Genomic DNA, 19,166 nt, shown 5'->3' with positions numbered 1-19,166 from the left:
GCCTCCAACCCGGATCATGATGATGCGGGTTGCGCCCACTCAAAGAGGAGAATCACATGATTGCGAAGAGGACGCTCGCAGCCGCAGCAGCTGTCACAGCCGGTGTGCTCGCGCTGGCCGGCTGTTCCGGCGGCGGTGGCGGAGGTGCCGGCGAAGACGGCGACGTCGAGATGACGCTCTGGCACAACTCGACCACCGGTCCCGGCAAGGAGTTCTGGGACCAGACCGCCGCCGCCTTCTCGGAGGAGAACCCCGGCGTCACCATCAAGGTGCAGGTCGTGCAGAACGAAGAGCTCGACGGCAAGCTGCAGACCGCGCTGAACTCGGGTGACGCGCCGGACCTGTTCCTGCAGCGCGGCGGCGGCAAGCTCGCGGCCATGGTCGCGGCCGGCCAGATCAAGGACATCACGGACGCGATCTCCGACACGGCCGTCGAGGAGATCCCGGACACCACCCTGGACAACCTGCGCGTCGACGACAAGCTCTACGGCATGCCCGTCGCTGTGCTTCCCGGCGGCATGTTCTACAGCCAGCAGGTCTTCGACGCGGCCGGCATCACCGAGGCACCCGCCACGATCGACGAGATGGTCGCCGCGACCGAGGCCCTCAAGGCCAGCGGTGTGGAGCCCATCGCGCTCGGCGGCAAGAACGCGTGGCCCGCAGCGCACTGGTACTACTTCTTCGCCCTGCGCGCCTGCAGCCCCGACACCATGGCCACCGCGGCCGAGGAGATGGACTTCAGCGACGAGTGCTGGCTGGATGCCGCACAGAACCTCGCCGACTTCGCCGAGACCGAGCCCTTCAACCAGGGCTTCCTCACGACCGAGGCCCAGCAGGGCGCCGGTTCGTCGGCGGGCCTCATCGCCAACCGCCTCGCGGGCATGGAGCTCATGGGCGCCTGGAACCCGGGCGTGATCGCCGGACTCACCCCGGACGAGAAGCCGCTGTCCGACCTGTCCTGGTTCCCCTTCCCGGAGGTGCCCGGCGGTGAAGGCGAGCCCGGCGCGATCCTCGGTGGCATCGACGGCTACTCCTGCTACGTGGATGCGCCCGACGCCTGTGTCGACTTCCTGAACTACCTGGCCACTGCCGAGGTGCAGGAGGCGTACTACGACGCCTTCGACGCCCCGCCGGTGAACACCGTGGCCCAGGAGGCCGTCACCGAGCCCTACCTGATCCAGATCATCGAGGCCTACAACGAGGCCCCGTTCGTCTCGCAGTGGCTCGACACCATCTACGGCCTGAACGTCGGCAACGCGCTGAACGTGGCGGTCGTGGACATGCTGGCCGGCAACAGCGGTCCCGAGCAGCTCGTCGATGCGGTCAACGCGGCCGCAGCAAAGGGCTAGGAAGCAGCAGATGTCTGTTCGCGAGAACTCGTCGACGGAGAGTGCATCCGCCGAGCTCGCGCGGCGCGGCGGGGGCGACACCCAGGTGTCGCCCCCGCCCGTGCGGCGGCGGCGCAAGGGGCTCGGCTGGGCCGGGCGTCTGGAGGTCGCGATCCTCGTGGGGCCGGCTCTGCTGGTCTTCCTCGGCTTCGTCATCTTCCCCGTCGTCGCCGCCGCCTACTACGGCTTCTTCCGGTGGCAGGGCTACGGCCCGCCCACCGACTTCGTGGGGTTCAACAACTACCTGCTGATCCTGCAGGACCCCGCCTTCCACGCGGCCCTCAGCCACAACGCGTTCATCGTGGTGATGTCGCTCGTGCTGCAGGGGCCGGCGGCGCTGCTGGTCGCGCTGCTGCTGAACCGCCGCATGCGCGGTCAGTCGATCATCCGCGTGCTGATCTTCGTCCCCTACGTCATCGCCGAGGTCGTCGTCGGAGTCGGCTGGAGCCTCATGCTGCAGCAGCGCGGCGCGCTCAACGGCTTCCTCGAGAACGTCGGTCTCGGCGGGCTCGAGCAGGACTGGCTCGCCAACCCCGACATCGCCATCTGGACCCTGATGGCGATCATCACCTGGAAGTACTTCGGCTTCGCGGTCATCCTCTTCCTCGCCGGGCTCCAGGGCATCCCCGAGGAGCTGTCCGAGGCGGCCGCGATCGACGGCGCCTCGTTCTGGCAGACGCAGTGGCGCATCACCGTGCCGCTGCTGGGGCCGACGCTGCGCATCTGGGCGTTCCTGTCGATCATCGGCTCGCTGCAGCTGTTCGACCTCGTCTACATCATCTGGGGCCAGTACGTCGCCTCGACCGCAGGCACGTCCACGATGGCGACCTACATGGTCTCCGAGGGCCGCAACTCCGGGAACTACGGCTACGGCAGCGCCGTGGCGGTCGTCCTGTTCCTCATCTCACTGGTCGTCGCGCTGATCTACCAGCGCTTCGTCCTGCGCCGCGACACCGCAGGCGCCCTCACGGGAGGTAAGCGTCGATGACCGCGACAGCACTCATCACCACCACCCCGCCCGACGAGCCGCTGCTCAAGATGGGGCGCCAGCCGAAGGAGAAGCTCCCCTGGGGCAGCCCGGTGGTCTACTTCATCGCCCTCGTGGTCATCGCCGTCATCCTCGTGCCGGTGGCGTACATCATCCTCGGCGGGTTCCGCACCAACGCGCAGATCACCGCCGACCCGTCGGGACTGCCGAGCCCCTGGAACTTCGGGAACTACCTCGACGTGCTCAGCGGGTCGATGTTCTGGCGCCAGGTGCTCAACTCGGCCATCGCGGCCCTGTCGACCACGGCGGGCGCGGTCATCCTCGGCCTCATGGCCAGCTACGTGCTCGCGCGCTACCGCTTCCGCGGACGCGGAGCCCTGTACGCCATGTTCGCCGCCGGCCTGATGTTCCCCATCACCGTCGCCATCACCCCGCTGTACATCGTGGTGCGCGATCTGGGCCTCATGAACTCGCTGCCGGGCATCATCCTGCCGCAGATCGCCTTCGCCCTGCCGACGACGATCATCATCCTGGTGCCGTTCCTCAAGGCCATCCCGGACGAGATCGAAGAGGCCGCCTTCATCGACGGCGCCAGCCGCATCGGGTTCTTCTGGCGCATGGTGATCCCGCTCGCCCTGCCGGGTGTCATCACCACCGGCATCCTCGCGTTCATCGGCAGCTGGAACAGCTATCTGCTGCCGCTGTTCATCCTCAACAACGAGGCGACCTACACTCTGCCCCTCGGCGTGCAGGCGTTCTCGTCGCAGTACTCCGTGGATACGGCTCGCGTGCTCGCGTTCACGTCGCTGTCGATGATCCCCGCCCTCGTCTTCTTCAGCCTGTTCGAGCGCCGCATCGTCGGCGGTCTGACCGGCGCCGTCAAGGGCTGACGTTCCCCAAATTAGGAGTACCCCCGTGGACACCCCCGTTTCGGCGCGCGTGCGCGCCCTGCTCGAGAGCATGACCCTCGAGGAGAAGCTCGCTCAGCTCGTCGGCTACTGGGTCGACCAGGGCGACGAGGTCGTCGCGCCGATGGCCGGCGAGATGGCCACCAGCACGCGCTACGACGAGGCGGCCCGCCACGGCCTCGGTCACCTGACCCGGGTCTACGGCACGCGGCCGGTCGACCCGATCGAGCGGGCGCAGTGGCTGTGGGCCGAGCAGCGTCGCCTGCAGCAGGAGACCCGGCTGGGGATCCCGGCCATCGTGCACGAAGAGAGCCTCACCGGGCTCGCTGCGTGGAAGGCGGCGACCTTCCCGACTCCGCTCGCGTGGGGTGCGGCCTTCGACCCGGAGATCGTCGAGCGCATGGGCCGCCTCATCGGCGACTCGATGCGCGAGCTCGGCATCCACCAGACGCTGGCGCCCGTGCTCGATGTCATCCGCGATCCGCGCTGGGGGCGCGTGGACGAGTGCATCGCAGAGGATCCGTTCGTGGTCGGCACCATCGGCACCGCGTACATCCGCGGCATGCAGGATGCCGGCGTGCACGCGACGCTCAAGCACTTCGTGGGGTACTCCGCGTCGCAGGCCGGGCGCAACCACGCCCCGGTGCACGTGGGCGAGCGTGAGCTGCGCGACGTGTTCCTGCCGCCGTTCGAGATGGCCGTGCGCGAGGGCGGGGTGCGCTCGGTGATGAACTCGTACGCCGAGATCGACGGGATGCCGGTGGCGGCGGACCCGCGGCTGCTCACCGACCTGCTGCGCGGCGAATGGGGATTCGACGGCGTCGTGGTGTCGGACTACTTCGCCGTCGCGTTCCTGCACACCATGCACGCCATCGCCGCCGACCGCGGCGAGGCGGCGGCCCTCGCTCTCGAAGCGGGCATCGACGTCGAGCTGCCCACGGGCGACGCGTACCTCGAGCCGCTGGCCGAGCGGGTGCGCGCGGGCCTGTTCGACGAGGCGCTGGTCGACCGCTCCGTGCTGCGCGTGCTCGCGCAGAAGGAGGAGCTGGGGCTCCTCGACGCGACGTTCGACGCCCCGCCGACAACGGTCGACCTCGACTCGCCCGCGCACCGCGAGGTGGCGCTGCAACTCGCCGAGCAGTCGGTCGTGCTGCTGGCCAACGACGGCGTGCTGCCGCTGGCGGCCCCCGGTCGCATCGCGGTGATCGGCCCGAACGCCGACGATTCGCGGGCGCTGTTCGGCTGCTACTCCTTCGTCAACCACGTGCTCGCCCATCACCCCGGCACCCCCGTGGGCTTCGAGGCCCCGACCGTGCGCGAGATGCTGGCCCGCGAGTTCGGTGCCGCGGAGATCACCTTCGCCGTCGGCAGCGACGTCGAGGGCGACGACCGGTCCGGGTTCGCGGATGCCGTCGCCTCGGCATCCGGTGCCGATGTCGCCATCGTCGTGGTCGGCGATCGTGCCGGGCTCTTCGGCCGCGGCACCGTGGGCGAGGGCAACGACGTCGAGAGCCTCGACCTGCCGGGAGTGCAGCGGGAGCTGGTCGAAGCCGTCGTCGCCACCGGCACCCCGGTGGTGATGGTGCTGCTCACGGGGCGGCCGTACGTGCTCGACTGGGCGCTGGACGGCTCGGTCTCGGCCGTCGTGCAGGCGTTCTTCCCCGGTGAGGAGGGCGCCCGGGCGCTCGCCGGCATCGTGTCGGGACGGGTGGCCCCGTCGGGCCGCCTGCCGATCTCGCTGCCGCGTGGCGGCGGTGCGCAGCCGTACAGCTACCTGCACCCCATCCTCGGCGGACCCAACGACATCACGAGCGCAGACAGCACGCCGCTGCGGCCGTTCGGCTTCGGGCTCACCTACACGACGTTCGCCCACGAGGGTCTGTCGGTCGATGCCGAGGTCCCCACCGACGGCGACATCGTCGCCACGGTGCGCGTGCGCAACACCGGCGACCGTGCCGGTGTCGACGTCGTGCAGCTGTACGGGCGCGACGTGTACGCCAGCGTCACCCGTCCGGTGGCGCAGCTGCTGGCCTACCGGCGCGTCGCGCTGCAGCCCGGGGAAGAAGCGCTGGTCACCTTCCGCGTGCCCGCAGCGCAGCTCGCGTTCACCGGCCGTGACATGCGCCGCATCGTCGAGCCGGGCGAGATCCGGCTGTGGGTCGGACGCGACTGCGAGACGCAGGAGGCGACGGCGACCATGACGTTCACCGGCGCGGTGCGCGAAGTCGCCGTGCAGGAGGCCGGCCGCGTGAGCGTCGATGTGCAGGTGGCCGAGTCCCGGCCGGCGATCGCAGAGGCGGTCTGATGGTCGGGGCCGACCGGCCTCTGCGCGTCGCCCTCATCGGAACGGGCTTCATGGGGCGCATGCACGCGCACGCCTGGCGCACCGCCCACCGCTTCTTCGACCTGCCCGTCACGCCGGAGCTGACCCTGCTGGTCGGACGCGACCCGGAGCGCACCGCGGCGGCGGCCGACACCTTCGGCTTCGCGGAGTCGACGGGCGACTGGCGTCAGGCCATCGAGCGCGACGACATCGACGTGGTGGACATCTGCACGCCCGGTGACACCCACGCCGAGATCGCGCTGGCGGCGCTGGCGGCCGGCAAGCATGTGCTCTGCGAGAAGCCGCTGGCCAACGACGTCGCCGAGGCCGACCTCATGGTCGCCGCCGCCGAGCGCGCCGGCGCCGAGGGCGTTGTCAGCATGTGCGGGTTCAGCTACCGCCGCACCCCCGCGCTCGCGCTCGCGCGCCGGCTGATCGAGGACGGCCGCATCGGGCAGGTGCGCCACGTGCGCGCCCAGTACCTGCAGGACTGGCTGAGCGACCCCGATGCCCCCTTCACGTGGCGGCTCGACAAGGACCGTGCCGGCTCCGGCACCCTCGGGGACATCGGCGCCCACAGCATCGACACCGCACAGTGGCTGACCGGCGACGCCATCGTGGGCGTCTCGGCCATGATGCGCACCTTCGTCGAGACCCGCCCGGTGCTCGACCAGCAGGTGGGGCTCGGCGGACGCGCCCAGGCGGACGCTCCCCGGCAGGCCGTCACCGTCGATGACGCCGCGGCATTCACGGCCCGGTTCGCCGGCGGCGCGATGGGGGTGTTCGAGGCGACGCGCCTGGCGACCGGGCACCGCAACTCCAATCGCATCGAGATCAACGGCGACCGCGGCTCGATCGCGTTCGACTTCCGCGCGATGAACGAGCTCGACTTCTACGATGCCTCCGACCCCGTGGGCGAGCAGGGGTTCCGCCGCATCCAGGCGAACGAGCCCGAGCATCCCTACGCCGACGCCTGGTGGCCGGCCGGACACGGGCTCGGGTACGAGCACCTGTTCACCCACCAGATCGTCGACCTCGTGCGGGCGATCGCCGGGGGCCCTCCGGTCTCTCCCAGCTTCGCCGACGCGGCCCGCGTGCAGCGGGTGCTCGCCGCGGTGGAGCGCAGCGCCGCGCAGGACAGTCTGTATGTCACCGTCGAAGGAGAGAACCCGTGACCGCACGCAAGGCACTCGTCGTCCGGGGCGGGTGGGAGGGGCACCACCCGGTCGAGGCGACCGACCTCTTCCTCCCCTTCCTCGAGCAGAGCGGCTTCGACGTGCGCGTCGAGGACTCCAACGAGATCTACGCCGATGACGAGGTCATGGCATCCATCGACCTCATCTTGCAGTCCGTGACCATGTCCGAGATCTCCCGCGAGGCGTTCACCGGTCTGAAGGCGGCTGTGGAGCGCGGCACGGGCCTTGCCGGCTGGCACGGCGGCATCGCCGACTCGTACCGCAACAACTCCGACTACCTGCAGCTCATCGGCGGGCAGTTCGCCACCCACCCCTCCAAGCACCCCGACCAGTGCTCGGGCGACCAGTCCGACAACTACCTGCCCTACACCGTCGAGCTCACCGACCTGGGCCGCGGCCACGAGATCATGGCGGGGCTCGACGACTTCTCGCTGAACACCGAGCAGTACTGGGTGCTGCACGACGACCTGATCGACGTTCTGGCGACGACGACCCACCCGGTGCAGCCGTACCACCCCTGGCACCGACCCATCACGTCCCCGGCCGTATGGACGCGGCTCTGGGGCAAGGGGCGCATCTTCGTGGCCACGCCCGGGCACAGCCTGGACGTGCTGCAGGACGACAACGTCCGCACCATCATCGAGAGGGGCATGCTGTGGGCCAGCCGCGCGGAATCGGCATAATCGGGCTCGGCGTCATCTCCCGGCAGTACCTCGAGACCCTTGCCGGGCTCGAGAGCGTGCGCATCGTCGCCGCGGCAGACCTCGACGCCGACCGCGCCGCGGCGGTGGCCGCCGAGGTCCCCGGATGCCGGGCGCTCACCGTCGACGAACTGCTGGCAGACCCCGCCGTCGACACCGTCATCAACCTCACCATCCCCGCAGCGCACGCCGACATCGCGCTCGCCGCGCTCGCCCACGGCAAGGACGTCTACGGCGAGAAGCCGCTCGCGGCCACGCTCACCCAGGCCAAGGCGATGATGGATGCCGCCGGCGATCGCTGGGTCGGCGGCGCACCCGACACCGTGCTCGGCACCGGCATCCAGACCGCCCGCGCCGCGGTCGAGGCAGGCGACATCGGCCGCCCCGTCTCGGCGGTGGCGACCTGGGTCTCGGGCGGCCACGAGTCGTGGCATCCGCACCCCGACTTCTACTACCGCGACGGCGGGGGACCGCTGTTCGACATGGGGCCGTACTACCTCACATCGCTGGTGCACCTGCTGGGCCCGGTCGTCCGCGTCAGCGGCGCATCGTCACGCACCCGCGACACGCGACGGATCGGCTCGGGTCCCCGCGCCGGCGAGATCATCCCGGTCGAGATCGACACGCACGTCACCGGGGTGCTCGAGCATGGGGGCGGCGCGCTGTCGACGGTGACCTTCAGCTTCGACGCCGTGGGGTCGACCGCGGCGCCGATCGAGGTGCACGGCGAGGAGGGGTCGCTCAGCGTCCCCGATCCGAACACGTTCGCGGGCGAGGTGCGGCTGCGCCGCCGCGGCGAGGGCGAGTGGACCACCCTGCCCGATGCCGGCGGCTACGTCGACGCCGGGCGCGGCATCGGCGTCATCGATCATGTGCGCGACGGCGAGGGGCGCGCGAGCGGAGAGCTTGCCCTGCATGTGCTGGAGATCATGACGGCCCTCATCGACTCCGCCCACAGCGGGGAGCGCGTGGCGCTCACCACGACGGCGCGTCGGCCGTCGCCGGTTCCGCTCACTCCGCAGGAGGAATGGCGCCGCTGAGGTCGACGCCACCGACCCCTGCGCTCAGCGCACGCCCTTCATGAGCCGCAGCACCGGGCGGGCGAAGACGAGCAGCAGCACGCCGACGCCGATCGCGATGAACCCGAGGATGGAGAAGTACGGCACCTCGTTGTCGGGGTCGTAGTACTCCGCGAGCAGCCCCGAGATCGCGGTCCCCAGCGCGACCGACAGGAAGAACAGCGCGACCATCTGGGTGTGGAAGCGCGCCGGGGCGAGCTTCGTCGTCACCGAGAGGCCCACCGGCGACAGCAGCAGCTCGGCGATGGTGAACACCAGCAGGATGCCGACGATCGCCAGCAGCGGCGTCGAGGCGGCGCCGCCGCCCGCGAACGGGAGGAACAGCAGGAACGCCGCGCCCATGATCATGACACCCAGGCCGAACTTCACCGGTGTCGACGGCTGGCGTGTGCCGAGCTTCGTCCACAGCCACGCGAAGACGCCCGACAGCACGATGATGAAGATCGGGTTGATCGACTGCACCCACGACACCGGCATCTCCCAGCCGAAGAGGTCTCGGTTCAGCTTCACATCGGCGTAGATCGTCACGACGGTGAACTGCTGCTGATAGAGCGACCAGAAGGCCACCGATGTGATGAACAGCGGGACGAAGGCCCATACCCGGCTGCGCTCGACGGCGTCGATGTGCCGGCTGGAGAGGATCACGACGAAGTAGGCGATCGTCGCCGCGACCGTCGTGATGATGACGATGAGCGACAGGTTCTCGGGGCGGATCACCCCGGTGAGCACGAGCACGACGATGAGCACCACGCCCGCCACCGCGATGCCGCCGACCAGCGCGTAGCGGTTGCGGGGGAGGGGGTTCGCGACGTGGCGGGACCCCGCAGGGAGCGACTTGCGGCCGAACGAGTACTGCAGCAGTCCCAGGGCCATGCCCACGGCGGCCAGGCCGAAGCCCCAGTGGAAGCCCAGCGACTTCTGCAGCAGCCCCGTGAGCAGGGGGCCGGCCAGCGCGCCCAGGTTGATGCCGAGGTAGAACAGCGAGAAGCCGGCATCCCGTCGCGGGTCGTCCTGCCGGTACAGGGTTCCCACCACGCTCGTGGCGTTGGCCTTGAGGCCCCCCGATCCCAGCGCGATGAGGATGAGGCCGACGCCCACCCCGAGGAACCCGGGGATGAGGGCGAGGGCGACGTGGCCGGCGACGATGACGATCGCGCTGTAGAAGAGCACCCGCTCCGAGCCGAGGATGCGGTCGGCGATCCATGCTCCGAGGATCGTCGAAAGATAGACCGAACCGCCGTAGGCTCCCACGATGCCGGCGGCCACGGCGCGGTCGAGCCCGAGCCCGCCGTCGGTGGTGGAGTAGTAGAGGTAGATGAGCAGGATGCCCTGCATGCCGTAGAAGCTGAACCGCTCCCACATCTCCACGCCGAAGATGTGCGCCAGCGACCAGGGCTGCCCGAAAAAGCGGGTGTCGCGGTCGCCGGCGTCGTCGGCGGCGGTCTCGATGGGGCCCGTGGGAGGTCCGACGGGGACCTGGGCCGGCTCGTTCGCGCTCATTGGCCCAGGGTAGACCTCACTGCGGCAGAGAGGGATGGGGTTCGCGTGCAGGGCGCTGCGGGATGAACAGAGCGAGCACCAGGGCGATCACGGCCGCGGCGCCTCCGAGCACGAACGCCACGTCGAACGCCGCCGCCGTCGGCACCTGCACGCCGCCCTGCGTGACCGACAGGCTCGCCAGCACCGCGCCGATGATGGCGGCGGCCGTGCTGGTGCCGAGCGAACGGAACAGCGCGTTCAAGCCGTTGGATGCCCCGGTCTCGTTCTGGGGGACGCTGCGCATGATGAGCATCGGCATGCTGGCGTACCCGAATCCGATGCCCACGCCCACCAGGAGGTTGGCCACCAGGATGTGCCACACCTCGGAGGAGAACAGCAGCGTGAACCCATACGCGGTGATGAGGGCGATCGCGCCGAGGATGAGCAGCAGACGCGGGCCGACCGTGCGCGCCACGCGCCCCGAGTAGGGCGAGAGGACCATCATCACCAGGCCCGCCGGCGCGATCACAAGGCTGGCGTTCAGCAGCGACAGGCCGAAACCTGCCGGGGCAGGCAGCTCCAGCAGCTGCGGGAAGGCCACATTCGAGGCGAAGAGGGAGAACCCCATCGCGAGAGAGGCGATGTTGGTGAGCAGCACCGGGCGACGAGCAGCCACCCGCAGGTCGAGCAGGGGCTCGGCGATGCGCAGCTCGTACCAGCCCCAGACCAGCAGCACCGCGAGCCCGCCCAGCCCGCACGCGAGCACCGCCGGCGACGTCCAGCCCCACTCGTTGCCGCGCGAGACTGCCAGCAGCACGCCGGTGAGGCCCACCGCGAGGCCCGACGCGCCGACATAGTCGAAGCGTCCCGCCGTGCGCAGCACGCTGACCGGCACGATCCACAGCACGAGGACGAAGACCGCGACCCCCATGCCGGCGGCCAGCCAGAACAGGGCGTGCCAGTCGCTGTACTGGGTCACCAAGGCGCTCAGCGGCATGCCGAGAGCACCGCCCACGCCCATCGTCGCGCTGATGAGGGCGATTGCGGCATCCACCCGGTCTTCGTGCAGCACATCGCGCAGGATCGAGATCGCCAGCGGCACGACGCCGGTGACCGCGCCCTGCAGGGCGCGTCCGACGATCACCCCGATGATCTCAGTGGACAGCGCCGCGACGACCGAGCCGAGCACCAGCACGCCCAGCAGCACCAGCACGATGCGGCGCTTGCCGTACATGTCGCCCAGGCGTCCCGCGATCGGCGTGACGACGGCCGCTGCCAGCAGCGTCGCCGTGACCACCCACGCGGTGTCCTCGCGGCTGGCGTTCAGCAGCTCGGGCAGCTTCGCCTGGATCGGCACCACGAGGGTGAACATGAACGAGGACGCAAGGCCCGCGAGGGCCAGCACCGCCACGATCGCGCCCTGGCGGGGCATGCGGGTCAGGCGTCTGCGTGCATCCTCGTCCCGGCCCATCGTTCCAGGCTATCGCCGGCCCGGCGGCCGGTGGGTCGTAGGGTGTCGACATGGCCGACTTCGATCAGCTGACCGCGCCTGCCGGCATCGGGATCCGCTCCCTTGAGACCGTGGAGCAGGTGTTCGCCGCGGCTGCCGTGCTCTCGGAGGTCTGGGGCGGCGATCGCGACGCCATGCCGCCGAACCTGCTGCGCGCCCTCGCGCACTCGGGCAACTACGCCGTCGGCCTCTACGACGGCGAACGGATCGTCGGAGCATCAGTGGCGTTCTTCGCGGCCCCCGCCGAGCGCTCGATGCACTCCCACGTCACCGGTGTGCTCGCGGAGTACCAGGGGCGCGGGCTCGGCCGGCTGCTCAAGCAGCATCAGCGCACGTGGGCCTTCGCGCACGACGTCGGCCACATCACCTGGACCTTCGACCCGCTGGTGGCCCGCAACGCGTACTTCAACCTCGTCGTGCTGGGCGCGCGGGTCACCGAGTACCTCGTCGACCAGTACGGCCCCATGGACGACGGTGTGAACCGGGGCGACGAGACGGACCGGCTGATGGCGTCGTGGGCGCTCGCCGCACCGGCGCCCACCCCGGAACCCGGCGACGTGGTGGCGACGGTCGCGGTGCCCCGCGACATCGAGGGGCTCCGCCGCGCCGTGCCCGTCGAGGCCGCAGCCTGGCGGCGCCGCGTGCGCCAGCAGTTCGCCGAGCAGGCGGCATCCGGGCTCGTCGTCGGCGGATTCGACCCCGACCGCGGGTACCTCTTCGTGCGGGGGTGAGGTGCGCGCGGGCGGCGCCGTTTGCCCCACCGCGCCGCGGCGTGGACCGGTTCTTCGGAGAAATCCGGTTCTTCGGGGCCGATCGGCTGTTTCGATCCGAAGTAGTGCCGATCTCCGACGATGTGGCGGGCAGATGCCGCGTGGGGCCGACGCCGGCACCCGCCCCGCTAGCGTGGGGCGCGTGATCCCCTCCGACTGGACCCCGCACCGCCGCGACGACGGCGAGCTGATCGGATGGATCCGTCCCGACGGCGGCGGCTGGCTCGCGGTGGATCTGCTCGGCCGCGAGATCACGGCGGCGACGGAGTGGCTCGACGCCGAGGCCGCGCTCGAGGACCGCGGTATCGGCTGGCTGGCAGACCCGTGGATGCTCGAAGGCGAGGCGCCGCAGCCGGTGCGGGTGCGCATGGTCGAGGTCACGCCCGAGCACGTCGTGGTGAAGGTCGACGATTATGGCGATGTGAGCCGCCACTCGCAGCACATCGAACTGCCCTGGCCGGCTCCGGCCCGGCTGCGCCAGCCGCAGGCCGGCGACCCCGACGGATTCACCTTCACCGGCTGAGCCGCCGCCGCTAGCCTGTGCGCATGCCCATCGCCACGCCCTCGGCACCCGTCGCCCTCGAGGGCATCGAGCTGCGCGTGCTGCGGATGCCGCTCGTCTCGCCCTTCACCACCTCGTTCGGCACCGAGACCGAGCGGGAGGTGATCGTCGTGCGGGCGCTCACGGCGGACGGCGAGGGCTGGGGCGAGATCGTCACGCAGGCGGCTCCGCTGTACTCGAGCGAGTACACGCAGGGGGCGTGGGACGTGACGCTGCGGTGGCTTGCGCCGGCGCTGCTGGACGCGCACGTTCTCGCGCCGGAGCAGGTCGCCGGCATCCTCGAGCCCTTCAAGGGACACCGCATGGCCAAGGCGGGGCTGGAGCTTGCGGTGCTCGACGCAAGCCTTCGGGCGGAGGGGCGGGCGCTGGGGGAGTACCTCGGCGCGGTGCGCGACCGCGTGCCCAGCGGGGTCTCCGTGGGGATCCAGCGCGACCCCGCCGCCCTCGTGGACGCAGTGGCGGAATACCTCGACGCCGGATACGTGCGCATCAAGATCAAGATCAAGCCCGGTCGGGACATCGCCGACACCGCGGCGGTGCGGGACGCCTTCGGCACGATCCCGCTGCAGGTGGACGCCAACTCGGCGTACACCCTGGCCGACGTCGACACGCTCGTCGAGCTCGACCGCTTCGACCTGCTGCTGATCGAGCAGCCGCTTCAGGAAGACGACCTCGTCGACCACGCGGTGCTCGCCGAGCGCCTGCGCACCCCCCTCTGCCTCGACGAGTCGATCGTCTCGCTCAAGGCGGCGCAGGACGCGCGGGGGCTGGGCGCGGCATCCGTCATCAACATCAAGGCGGGGCGGGTGGGCGGCTACCTCGAGGCGGTCGCGATCCACGACCTCTGCCGCGGCGCCGACATCCCGGTGTGGTGCGGCGGCATGCTCGAGACAGGCATCGGCCGGGCCGCGAACGCGGCGCTCGCCGCCCTGCCGGGGTTCACGCTGCCCGGAGACGTGTCGGCGTCGGACCGGTTCTACCCGCGCGACATCGTCACCGCGCCGATCGTGCTCGAAGACGGCCACGTGCGGCTGCCGACAGGCCCGGGTATCGGGATCGAGATCGACCCGGTGGCGCTGGAGGATTTCACCGTCGCCCGCGAGACCCTGCGGCGGTAGGCAGGCGCGCGCCGTGTGCACCACGTCGGCGATCCGTGCGCGAACGGCCCGCATACGGCGGTTTCGGCGCCCGGTGATGGCGATCTGGCGACATCGTGCACGCGGTGCGGCGAGCACCCTCGCGATCGGGGTGGTTTTGGCGCTCGCCGCGTGTGCTTCCGAGCCGGAGGCGCTTCCCGCCGGGGTGACCGTGACGCTGCAGCAGCTGCGTTCGGACGTCGCCGAGCGCACCGCCCAGGTGCGGGTGGCGAACGCGTCGGACGACGACCTGCGCATCGCGCGCATCGAGCTGCGGGACGATTGGTTCACGGGCGCCGTCGTCCGCGAGCGGGACAGCACCGTCCGGGCGGGCCGCACGGTGGACCTGCGCATCGCGCTGCCGCCGTCGGCGTGCGAGGGAGAACCGGATGCCGCGGAGCGCCGCAGCACGCTCGTCATCGCGACCCGCGACGGCGCCGAATACCGCGTGGCCGCGGCCGACCCGCTCGGGTTCATCACGGACCTGCACGCGCGGGAGTGCCTCGCCCACGACGTGGCGGCCGTGGCGGCGCTGTCGTGGGGCGGGTTCACGCCGTCCCCGCCCGGGTCGCCCGCGACGCTGCGCCTCGACGTCGCGCCCGCCGGCGGGGCGGAGTCGCTGCGGATCGTGGAGGTGCGCCCGACGAACCTGTTGCAGTTCGGTGCCGACAGCAGCGAACCCCTCCGGGTGGGTCTGGAGGTCGACGGCACCGGCGAGGCGGCATCCGTCGCCGTCCCGCTGGTGCCCTTGCGCTGCGACGCGCACGCGGTGCAGGAGGACAAGCGCGGCACCGTGTTCACCATCGGCGTCGAGACCGCCGCGGGGGAGGGGCTGATCGAGGTGCCCGTGGATGAAGAGGAGCGGGCACGCATGCTGACGTGGGTGGCCGACTGGTGCGGGTTCGGGTGAGAGGGCTCCGCCGGCACGGCGCGACGCGCGACTGCCCATAGGGTGTGGAGATGAGCACCGTCGCTCCCGAGGACCCCGCTGCCGCCGCGCGCGGCATCTCCCGCCGCACCCAGTCGCACATCTACCGCGCCGGCATCAGCGGCCAGACGCCCCGCGTGCCGGTGGACCCGCTGCAGCTGGAAACGGCCGCGCGCCGCGCGCTGAGCGCCGAGGCTTTCGCCTACCTCGCCGGCGGCGCGGGCGCCGAGCGCACTATGGCCGCCAACCGGGCCGCCTTCGACGCCTGGGAGGTATGGCCGCGGCCCCTCCGCGACGTGTCCAGCCGTGATCTGTCGGTCGATTTCCTCGGGCGTCGCCGCGAGACGCCCCTGCTGCTGGCACCGCTCGGGGTGATGGAGCTCGCCCACGCCGACGCCGATCTCGCGGTCGCGCGCGCCGCGGCATCCGCAGGGGTCCCCTACACGCTCAGCAATCAGGCCTCGTATGCGATGGAGCGGGTGTGGGATGCCGCGCCCGACGGCGACCGGCTCTTCCAGCTGTACTGGTCGGCCTCGGACGAACTCAACCGCTCCCTGATCGGGCGGGCCGAGGCATCCGGGTGCGAGGCGATCGTGATCACCCTCGACACGCATCTGCTGGGGTGGCGCACCCGCGACCTCGACCTCGCGTACCTGCCGTTCACGCGCGGGCTCGGCATCGCGCAGTACACCGCCGACCCCGTCTTCCGTGGGCTCGTTCGCGAGCGCGTGCGCAGCGCCGCGCTGAACGGCGCGGACGAGGCGGCGTCCGGTGACAAGCTGCGCATGACGCCGCGGACGGTGGTCGCCGGCGTGGGGATCGCGCGGCGGGGCGCGGCGCTGACCGGATCCACGCGCCTGCGCGAGAACCTGCGATCGCCGCTGCCGCGCGCGGCGATCGAGGCGTTCCTCGACGTGTTCTCGACTCCGGCACTCACGTGGGACGCCCTCGCCCGCGCCCGCGAGTGGACGTCGCTGCCGATCATCCTCAAGGGCATCGTGCATCCCGACGACGCCGCCCGCGCGGTGGACGCGGGGATGGATGGGGTCTGGGTCTCCAACCACGGCGGCCGGCAGATCGACCGGTCGGTGCCGACGCTCGCAGTGCTGCCGGCGATCGCGGAGCGCGTCGCCGGACGCGTTCCGGTCGTGTTCGACTCGGGGGTCCGCAGCGGTGCGGACGTGTTCATCGCGCTGGCCCTGGGGGCCACCGCGGTGGGACTCGGCCGCCCCTACGCGTACGGTCTCGGCATCGCGGGCGAGGCCGGCGTCGCCGAGGTGGTGCGCAACGTGCTCGCCGAGCTCGACATCACCCTCGGCCTCTCCGGTCACACCTCCGTCGGCGACCTGACCCCGGCCGCCCTCCGCCGCGCCGACCCGAGCGCCGCCGTAGGCTGACACCGTGACCATGCCGCCCCCGCCCCCGCCCCCGCAGTCGCAGCCGCCGTACGGCGCACCGTACGGGCCCGTCCCGCTCGGCCCCGCCGACGAGAAGATGTGGGCGACCTTCATCCACGTGGGCGGCATCTTCTTCGGATTCGTCCCCGCGCTGATCGGATACCTGGCGCTGCGCGACCGCGGCCCGTTCGTGCGTGCCCACGCGGCGACGGCGCTGAACTTCCAGCTGACGGTGCTGATCGCCATGATCGCCGGCATGGTGCTGCTGTTCGTGCTGGTCGGCGCCTTCGTGCTGCTCGCGGCGGCCGTCGTCGACCTCATCTTCTCGATCATCGCCGCCATCAAGGCCAGCCAGGGGCAGTGGTACCGCTACCCGCTGACGATCACGTTCGTGCGCTGAGGCCCGGCGACTAGAATCGACGGATGCCGCGGCCTCGCGGCATCCGCGATATCGCGCCCGCACCCCGACCATTTGGAGCCACCTGTGGCCGAGCAGTCCCGCCTCGACAAAGTCATCGCCCTCGCCCGCCACCGCGGGTTCGTGTTCCAGGCCGGTGAGATCTACGGCGGGTCCCGCTCCGCGTGGGACTACGGCCCCCTCGGGACGGAGCTGAAGGAGAACATCCGCCGCCAGTGGTGGCAGACGTTCGTCCGCGGCCGTGGCGACATGGTGGGCCTGGACTCCTCGATCATCCTGCCCAAGCGGGTGTGGGAGGCGTCGGGCCACGTCGCGACGTTCACCGACCCGCTCGTGGAGTGCCTGCAGTGCCACAAGCGGTTCCGCGCCGACAACCTCATCGAGGACTTCGAGGCCCGCAAGGGCCGCCCGGCTGCCAACGGTCTGGCCGACATCCCGTGCCCGAACTGCGGCACGAAGGGCAAGTACACCGAGCCGAAGGCGTTCTCGGGCCTCGTGAAGACCTACCTCGGCGTCGTCGACGATGAGTCGGGCCTGCATTTCCTGCGCCCCGAGACCGCGCAGGGCATCTTCGTCAACTTCACCAACGTGCTGACCGCTTCGCGCAAGAAGCCGCCGTTCGGCATCGGCCAGGTGGGCAAGGCCTTCCGCAACGAGATCACGCCCGGAAACTTCATCTTCCGCACGCGCGAGTTCGAGCAGATGGAGATCGAGTTCTTCACCCCGCCCGCCGAGGCGCCCGAGTGGTTCGACCACTGGGTCGAGGCGTGCTGGAACTGGTTCGTGGACCTGGGCGTCAACCCCGACAACATGCGCCGCTTCGACGTTCCCGAGGAGGACCGGGCGCACTACTCCGCAGGCACGATCGACGTCGAGTACCGGTTCGGCTTCACCGGCAAGGAGTGGGGCGAGCTCATGGGCATCGCCAACCGCACCGACTACGACCTGGGGAGCCACTCCGAGGCATCCGGCCAGTCGCTGACCTACTTCGACCAGGCGACGGGCGAGAAGTACACCCCCTACGTCATCGAGCCGTCGTTCGGCCTCACCCGCGCCATGATGGCGTTCCTCGTCGACGCGTACGACGAGGAAGAGGTGCCCAACGCCAAGGGCGGGGTCGACACCCGCACCGTGCTGCACCTCGACCCGCGTCTGGCCCCTGTGAAGGTCGCCGTGCTGCCGCTGTCGCGCAACGAGCGGCTGTCGCCGCTGGCGCGCGAGGTCGCCGACACCCTCCGCGGCCGCGGCTGGAACATCGACTTCGACGACGCCGGCGCCATCGGCCGCCGCTACCGCCGCCAGGACGAGATCGGCACGCCGCTGTGCGTGACGGTCGACTTCGACTCGCTCGACGACGGCGCCGTGACGGTGCGCGACCGCGACACCATGGCGCAGGAGCGCGTGTCGCTCGACGCGCTCACCGCGTACCTGGCCGAGCGCCTGCGCGGAGCCTGAACCCGGGCGGTCCGCGGCGTTCCGCTGCCGACCGCCCCCGGCACCGGTTTTTCGGACAACGCCGCTTCTTCGGAGGCGAGCGGGGGCAAAGCTCCGAAGTGCCGGCGTTCTCCGAGATTGTGGTGCGGCGTTGTGCCCGCGACGTGCCCGCGACGTGCCTGCGAGGTCAGCGGTCCGCGTCGGTGCGGGTGCTGCGCGGCGCATGGCGCGACGGAACGGGGCCGGGCGGACCGTAACCGAGCTTGACCTCGAGTGCCTGGCGCGGATCGGAATAGGGGTACACCGCCCGCCGGATGCCGGTGAACAGACCCACCGCGGTCGGCAGCATGCCGCCGGCCAGCACGAGGCCGAAGGCGGCGAGTCCGAGCTCCGCGGCGGACGCGGACCCCGCGGCCATCGCCCCTCGGACGGCCAGGGCCGCCCCGCCTGCCCCGAGCAGCCCGGTGACACCGGCCGCGGACCAGCGCAGGGCGACGGCCGGGTCGGTGTAGGCGCGGGTCGTGCCGTCGTACAACGGGTGCCGGCCGCGCGGCTCACCGCGCAGCCACGGGAGCCGCACCCAGTAGGCGAGGGCGCGCGTCACCGCCCTCCCGGAACGGTGCAGTCGCCAGAGCAGCCATCCCGACACCGCCCCGAAGCCGGCGGTGAGAACCGCGCCCGTCACCGCCATGCCCACGCCGCCGTCCTGCCCCTCGGCTAGGCCGGCCGGAATGAGGGAGGCCGCCGCCGCGGCGCCCATCCACAGCACCAGCGCAAGCGTGCCCCAGCCGAATCGGGAGTACCGGCGCCAGTCGCGGTAGAGCACGTCCTCCGCCTCGCGTGCGTCGGCGGACGCCGCCACCTCCTCGGGAGCGAGTGCTCCGCTTTCCCGCTCCACGGCGCGGGCCTTCTCGGCCTGCGCGATCCAGGGCTGGGACTCCGGCATGGT

At 71.1% G+C, this 19,166-nt stretch carries 17 protein-coding genes; 14 read left to right on the top strand and 3 right to left on the bottom strand.

The window, feature by feature from the left end; all coding sequences use genetic code 11:
• The first annotated feature begins 56 nt into the window (after positions 1 to 56).
• The 7 genes from QNO14_RS14160 (at position 57) to QNO14_RS14130 (ending at position 8,544) form a co-directional block, all read left to right on the top strand.
• On the top strand, positions 57 to 1,349 hold the full coding sequence (locus QNO14_RS14160) for an ABC transporter substrate-binding protein (RefSeq protein WP_257506484.1): 1,293 nt from the start codon (positions 57 to 59) through the stop codon (positions 1,347 to 1,349).
• Positions 1,350 to 1,359: 10 nt separating this feature from the next.
• Positions 1,360 to 2,376: a carbohydrate ABC transporter permease gene (locus QNO14_RS14155; protein ID WP_257506485.1), complete on the top strand. Its 1,017-nt coding sequence runs from the start codon at positions 1,360 to 1,362 to the stop codon at positions 2,374 to 2,376.
• A complete protein-coding gene (locus QNO14_RS14150; protein WP_374113983.1) occupies positions 2,373 to 3,266 on the top strand; it encodes a carbohydrate ABC transporter permease in 894 nt (297 codons plus the stop codon). Before QNO14_RS14155 ends, QNO14_RS14150 begins: the two co-directional genes overlap by 4 nt.
• A gap of 70 nt (positions 3,267 to 3,336) precedes the next feature.
• Positions 3,337 to 5,589 (top strand): beta-xylosidase/alpha-l-arabinosidase, encoded by a 2,253-nt coding sequence (locus QNO14_RS14145; RefSeq protein WP_257506550.1) that lies wholly within the window; start codon positions 3,337 to 3,339, stop codon positions 5,587 to 5,589.
• Positions 5,589 to 6,782: a Gfo/Idh/MocA family protein gene (locus QNO14_RS14140; RefSeq protein WP_257506486.1), complete on the top strand. Its 1,194-nt coding sequence runs from the start codon at positions 5,589 to 5,591 to the stop codon at positions 6,780 to 6,782. Before QNO14_RS14145 ends, QNO14_RS14140 begins: the two co-directional genes overlap by 1 nt.
• A complete protein-coding gene (locus QNO14_RS14135) occupies positions 6,779 to 7,486 on the top strand; it encodes a ThuA domain-containing protein (RefSeq protein ID WP_257494421.1) in 708 nt (235 codons plus the stop codon). The genes QNO14_RS14140 and QNO14_RS14135 overlap by 4 nt, the downstream gene beginning before the upstream one ends.
• Positions 7,459 to 8,544: a Gfo/Idh/MocA family protein gene (locus QNO14_RS14130; RefSeq protein WP_257506487.1), complete on the top strand. Its 1,086-nt coding sequence runs from the start codon at positions 7,459 to 7,461 to the stop codon at positions 8,542 to 8,544. Before QNO14_RS14135 ends, QNO14_RS14130 begins: the two co-directional genes overlap by 28 nt.
• 24 nt (positions 8,545 to 8,568) lie before the next feature.
• On the opposite strand, the gene QNO14_RS14125 is transcribed toward QNO14_RS14130, so the two are convergent.
• Positions 8,569 to 10,083: a peptide MFS transporter gene (locus QNO14_RS14125; protein ID WP_257494414.1), complete on the bottom strand. Its 1,515-nt coding sequence runs from the start codon at positions 10,081 to 10,083 to the stop codon at positions 8,569 to 8,571.
• Between the two features lie 16 nt (positions 10,084 to 10,099).
• Positions 10,100 to 11,494 (bottom strand): MFS transporter, encoded by a 1,395-nt coding sequence (locus tag QNO14_RS14120; RefSeq protein ID WP_257506551.1) that lies wholly within the window; start codon positions 11,492 to 11,494, stop codon positions 10,100 to 10,102.
• An 89-nt stretch (positions 11,495 to 11,583) separates the two neighbouring features.
• Here QNO14_RS14120 and QNO14_RS14115 point away from each other — a divergent pair, with 89 nt between their 5' ends.
• From QNO14_RS14115 to QNO14_RS14085, 7 genes are all read left to right on the top strand, one after another.
• Positions 11,584 to 12,303: a GNAT family N-acetyltransferase gene (locus QNO14_RS14115; RefSeq protein ID WP_257506488.1), complete on the top strand. Its 720-nt coding sequence runs from the start codon at positions 11,584 to 11,586 to the stop codon at positions 12,301 to 12,303.
• Positions 12,304 to 12,484: 181 nt separating this feature from the next.
• Positions 12,485 to 12,865, top strand: coding sequence for a hypothetical protein (locus QNO14_RS14110; protein ID WP_308211037.1), 381 nt, complete (start codon positions 12,485 to 12,487; stop codon positions 12,863 to 12,865).
• Between the two features lie 23 nt (positions 12,866 to 12,888).
• Positions 12,889 to 14,022 carry an o-succinylbenzoate synthase gene (gene menC, locus QNO14_RS14105; RefSeq protein ID WP_257506489.1) on the top strand — a complete coding sequence of 378 codons (1,134 nt, stop codon included), beginning with the start codon at positions 12,889 to 12,891 and terminating at the stop codon, positions 14,020 to 14,022.
• 76 nt (positions 14,023 to 14,098) lie between these two features.
• Complete coding sequence (locus tag QNO14_RS14100) at positions 14,099 to 14,950, top strand: hypothetical protein (RefSeq protein ID WP_257506490.1); 852 nt, start codon at positions 14,099 to 14,101, stop codon at positions 14,948 to 14,950.
• A gap of 50 nt (positions 14,951 to 15,000) precedes the next feature.
• Positions 15,001 to 16,365, top strand: coding sequence for an alpha-hydroxy-acid oxidizing protein (locus QNO14_RS14095; RefSeq protein ID WP_257506491.1), 1,365 nt, complete (start codon positions 15,001 to 15,003; stop codon positions 16,363 to 16,365).
• Between the two features lie 10 nt (positions 16,366 to 16,375).
• Positions 16,376 to 16,765 (top strand): DUF4870 domain-containing protein, encoded by a 390-nt coding sequence (locus QNO14_RS14090; protein WP_306814965.1) that lies wholly within the window; start codon positions 16,376 to 16,378, stop codon positions 16,763 to 16,765.
• Positions 16,766 to 16,849: 84 nt separating this feature from the next.
• On the top strand, positions 16,850 to 18,238 hold the full coding sequence (locus QNO14_RS14085) for a glycine--tRNA ligase (protein ID WP_257494409.1): 1,389 nt from the start codon (positions 16,850 to 16,852) through the stop codon (positions 18,236 to 18,238).
• 166 nt (positions 18,239 to 18,404) lie between these two features.
• Here the strand turns inward: QNO14_RS14085 and QNO14_RS14080 are convergent, their stop codons facing one another.
• Positions 18,405 to 19,163, bottom strand: coding sequence for a hypothetical protein (locus QNO14_RS14080; RefSeq protein WP_257506493.1), 759 nt, complete (start codon positions 19,161 to 19,163; stop codon positions 18,405 to 18,407).
• Between the last annotated feature and the right edge of the window lie 3 nt (positions 19,164 to 19,166).

It is taken from the genome of Microbacterium sp. zg-Y625, from assembly GCF_030246925.1.
Classification (GTDB): Bacteria; Actinomycetota; Actinomycetes; order Actinomycetales; family Microbacteriaceae; genus Microbacterium; species Microbacterium jiangjiandongii.
This window is presented reverse-complemented; position numbering and strand designations above follow the sequence as displayed.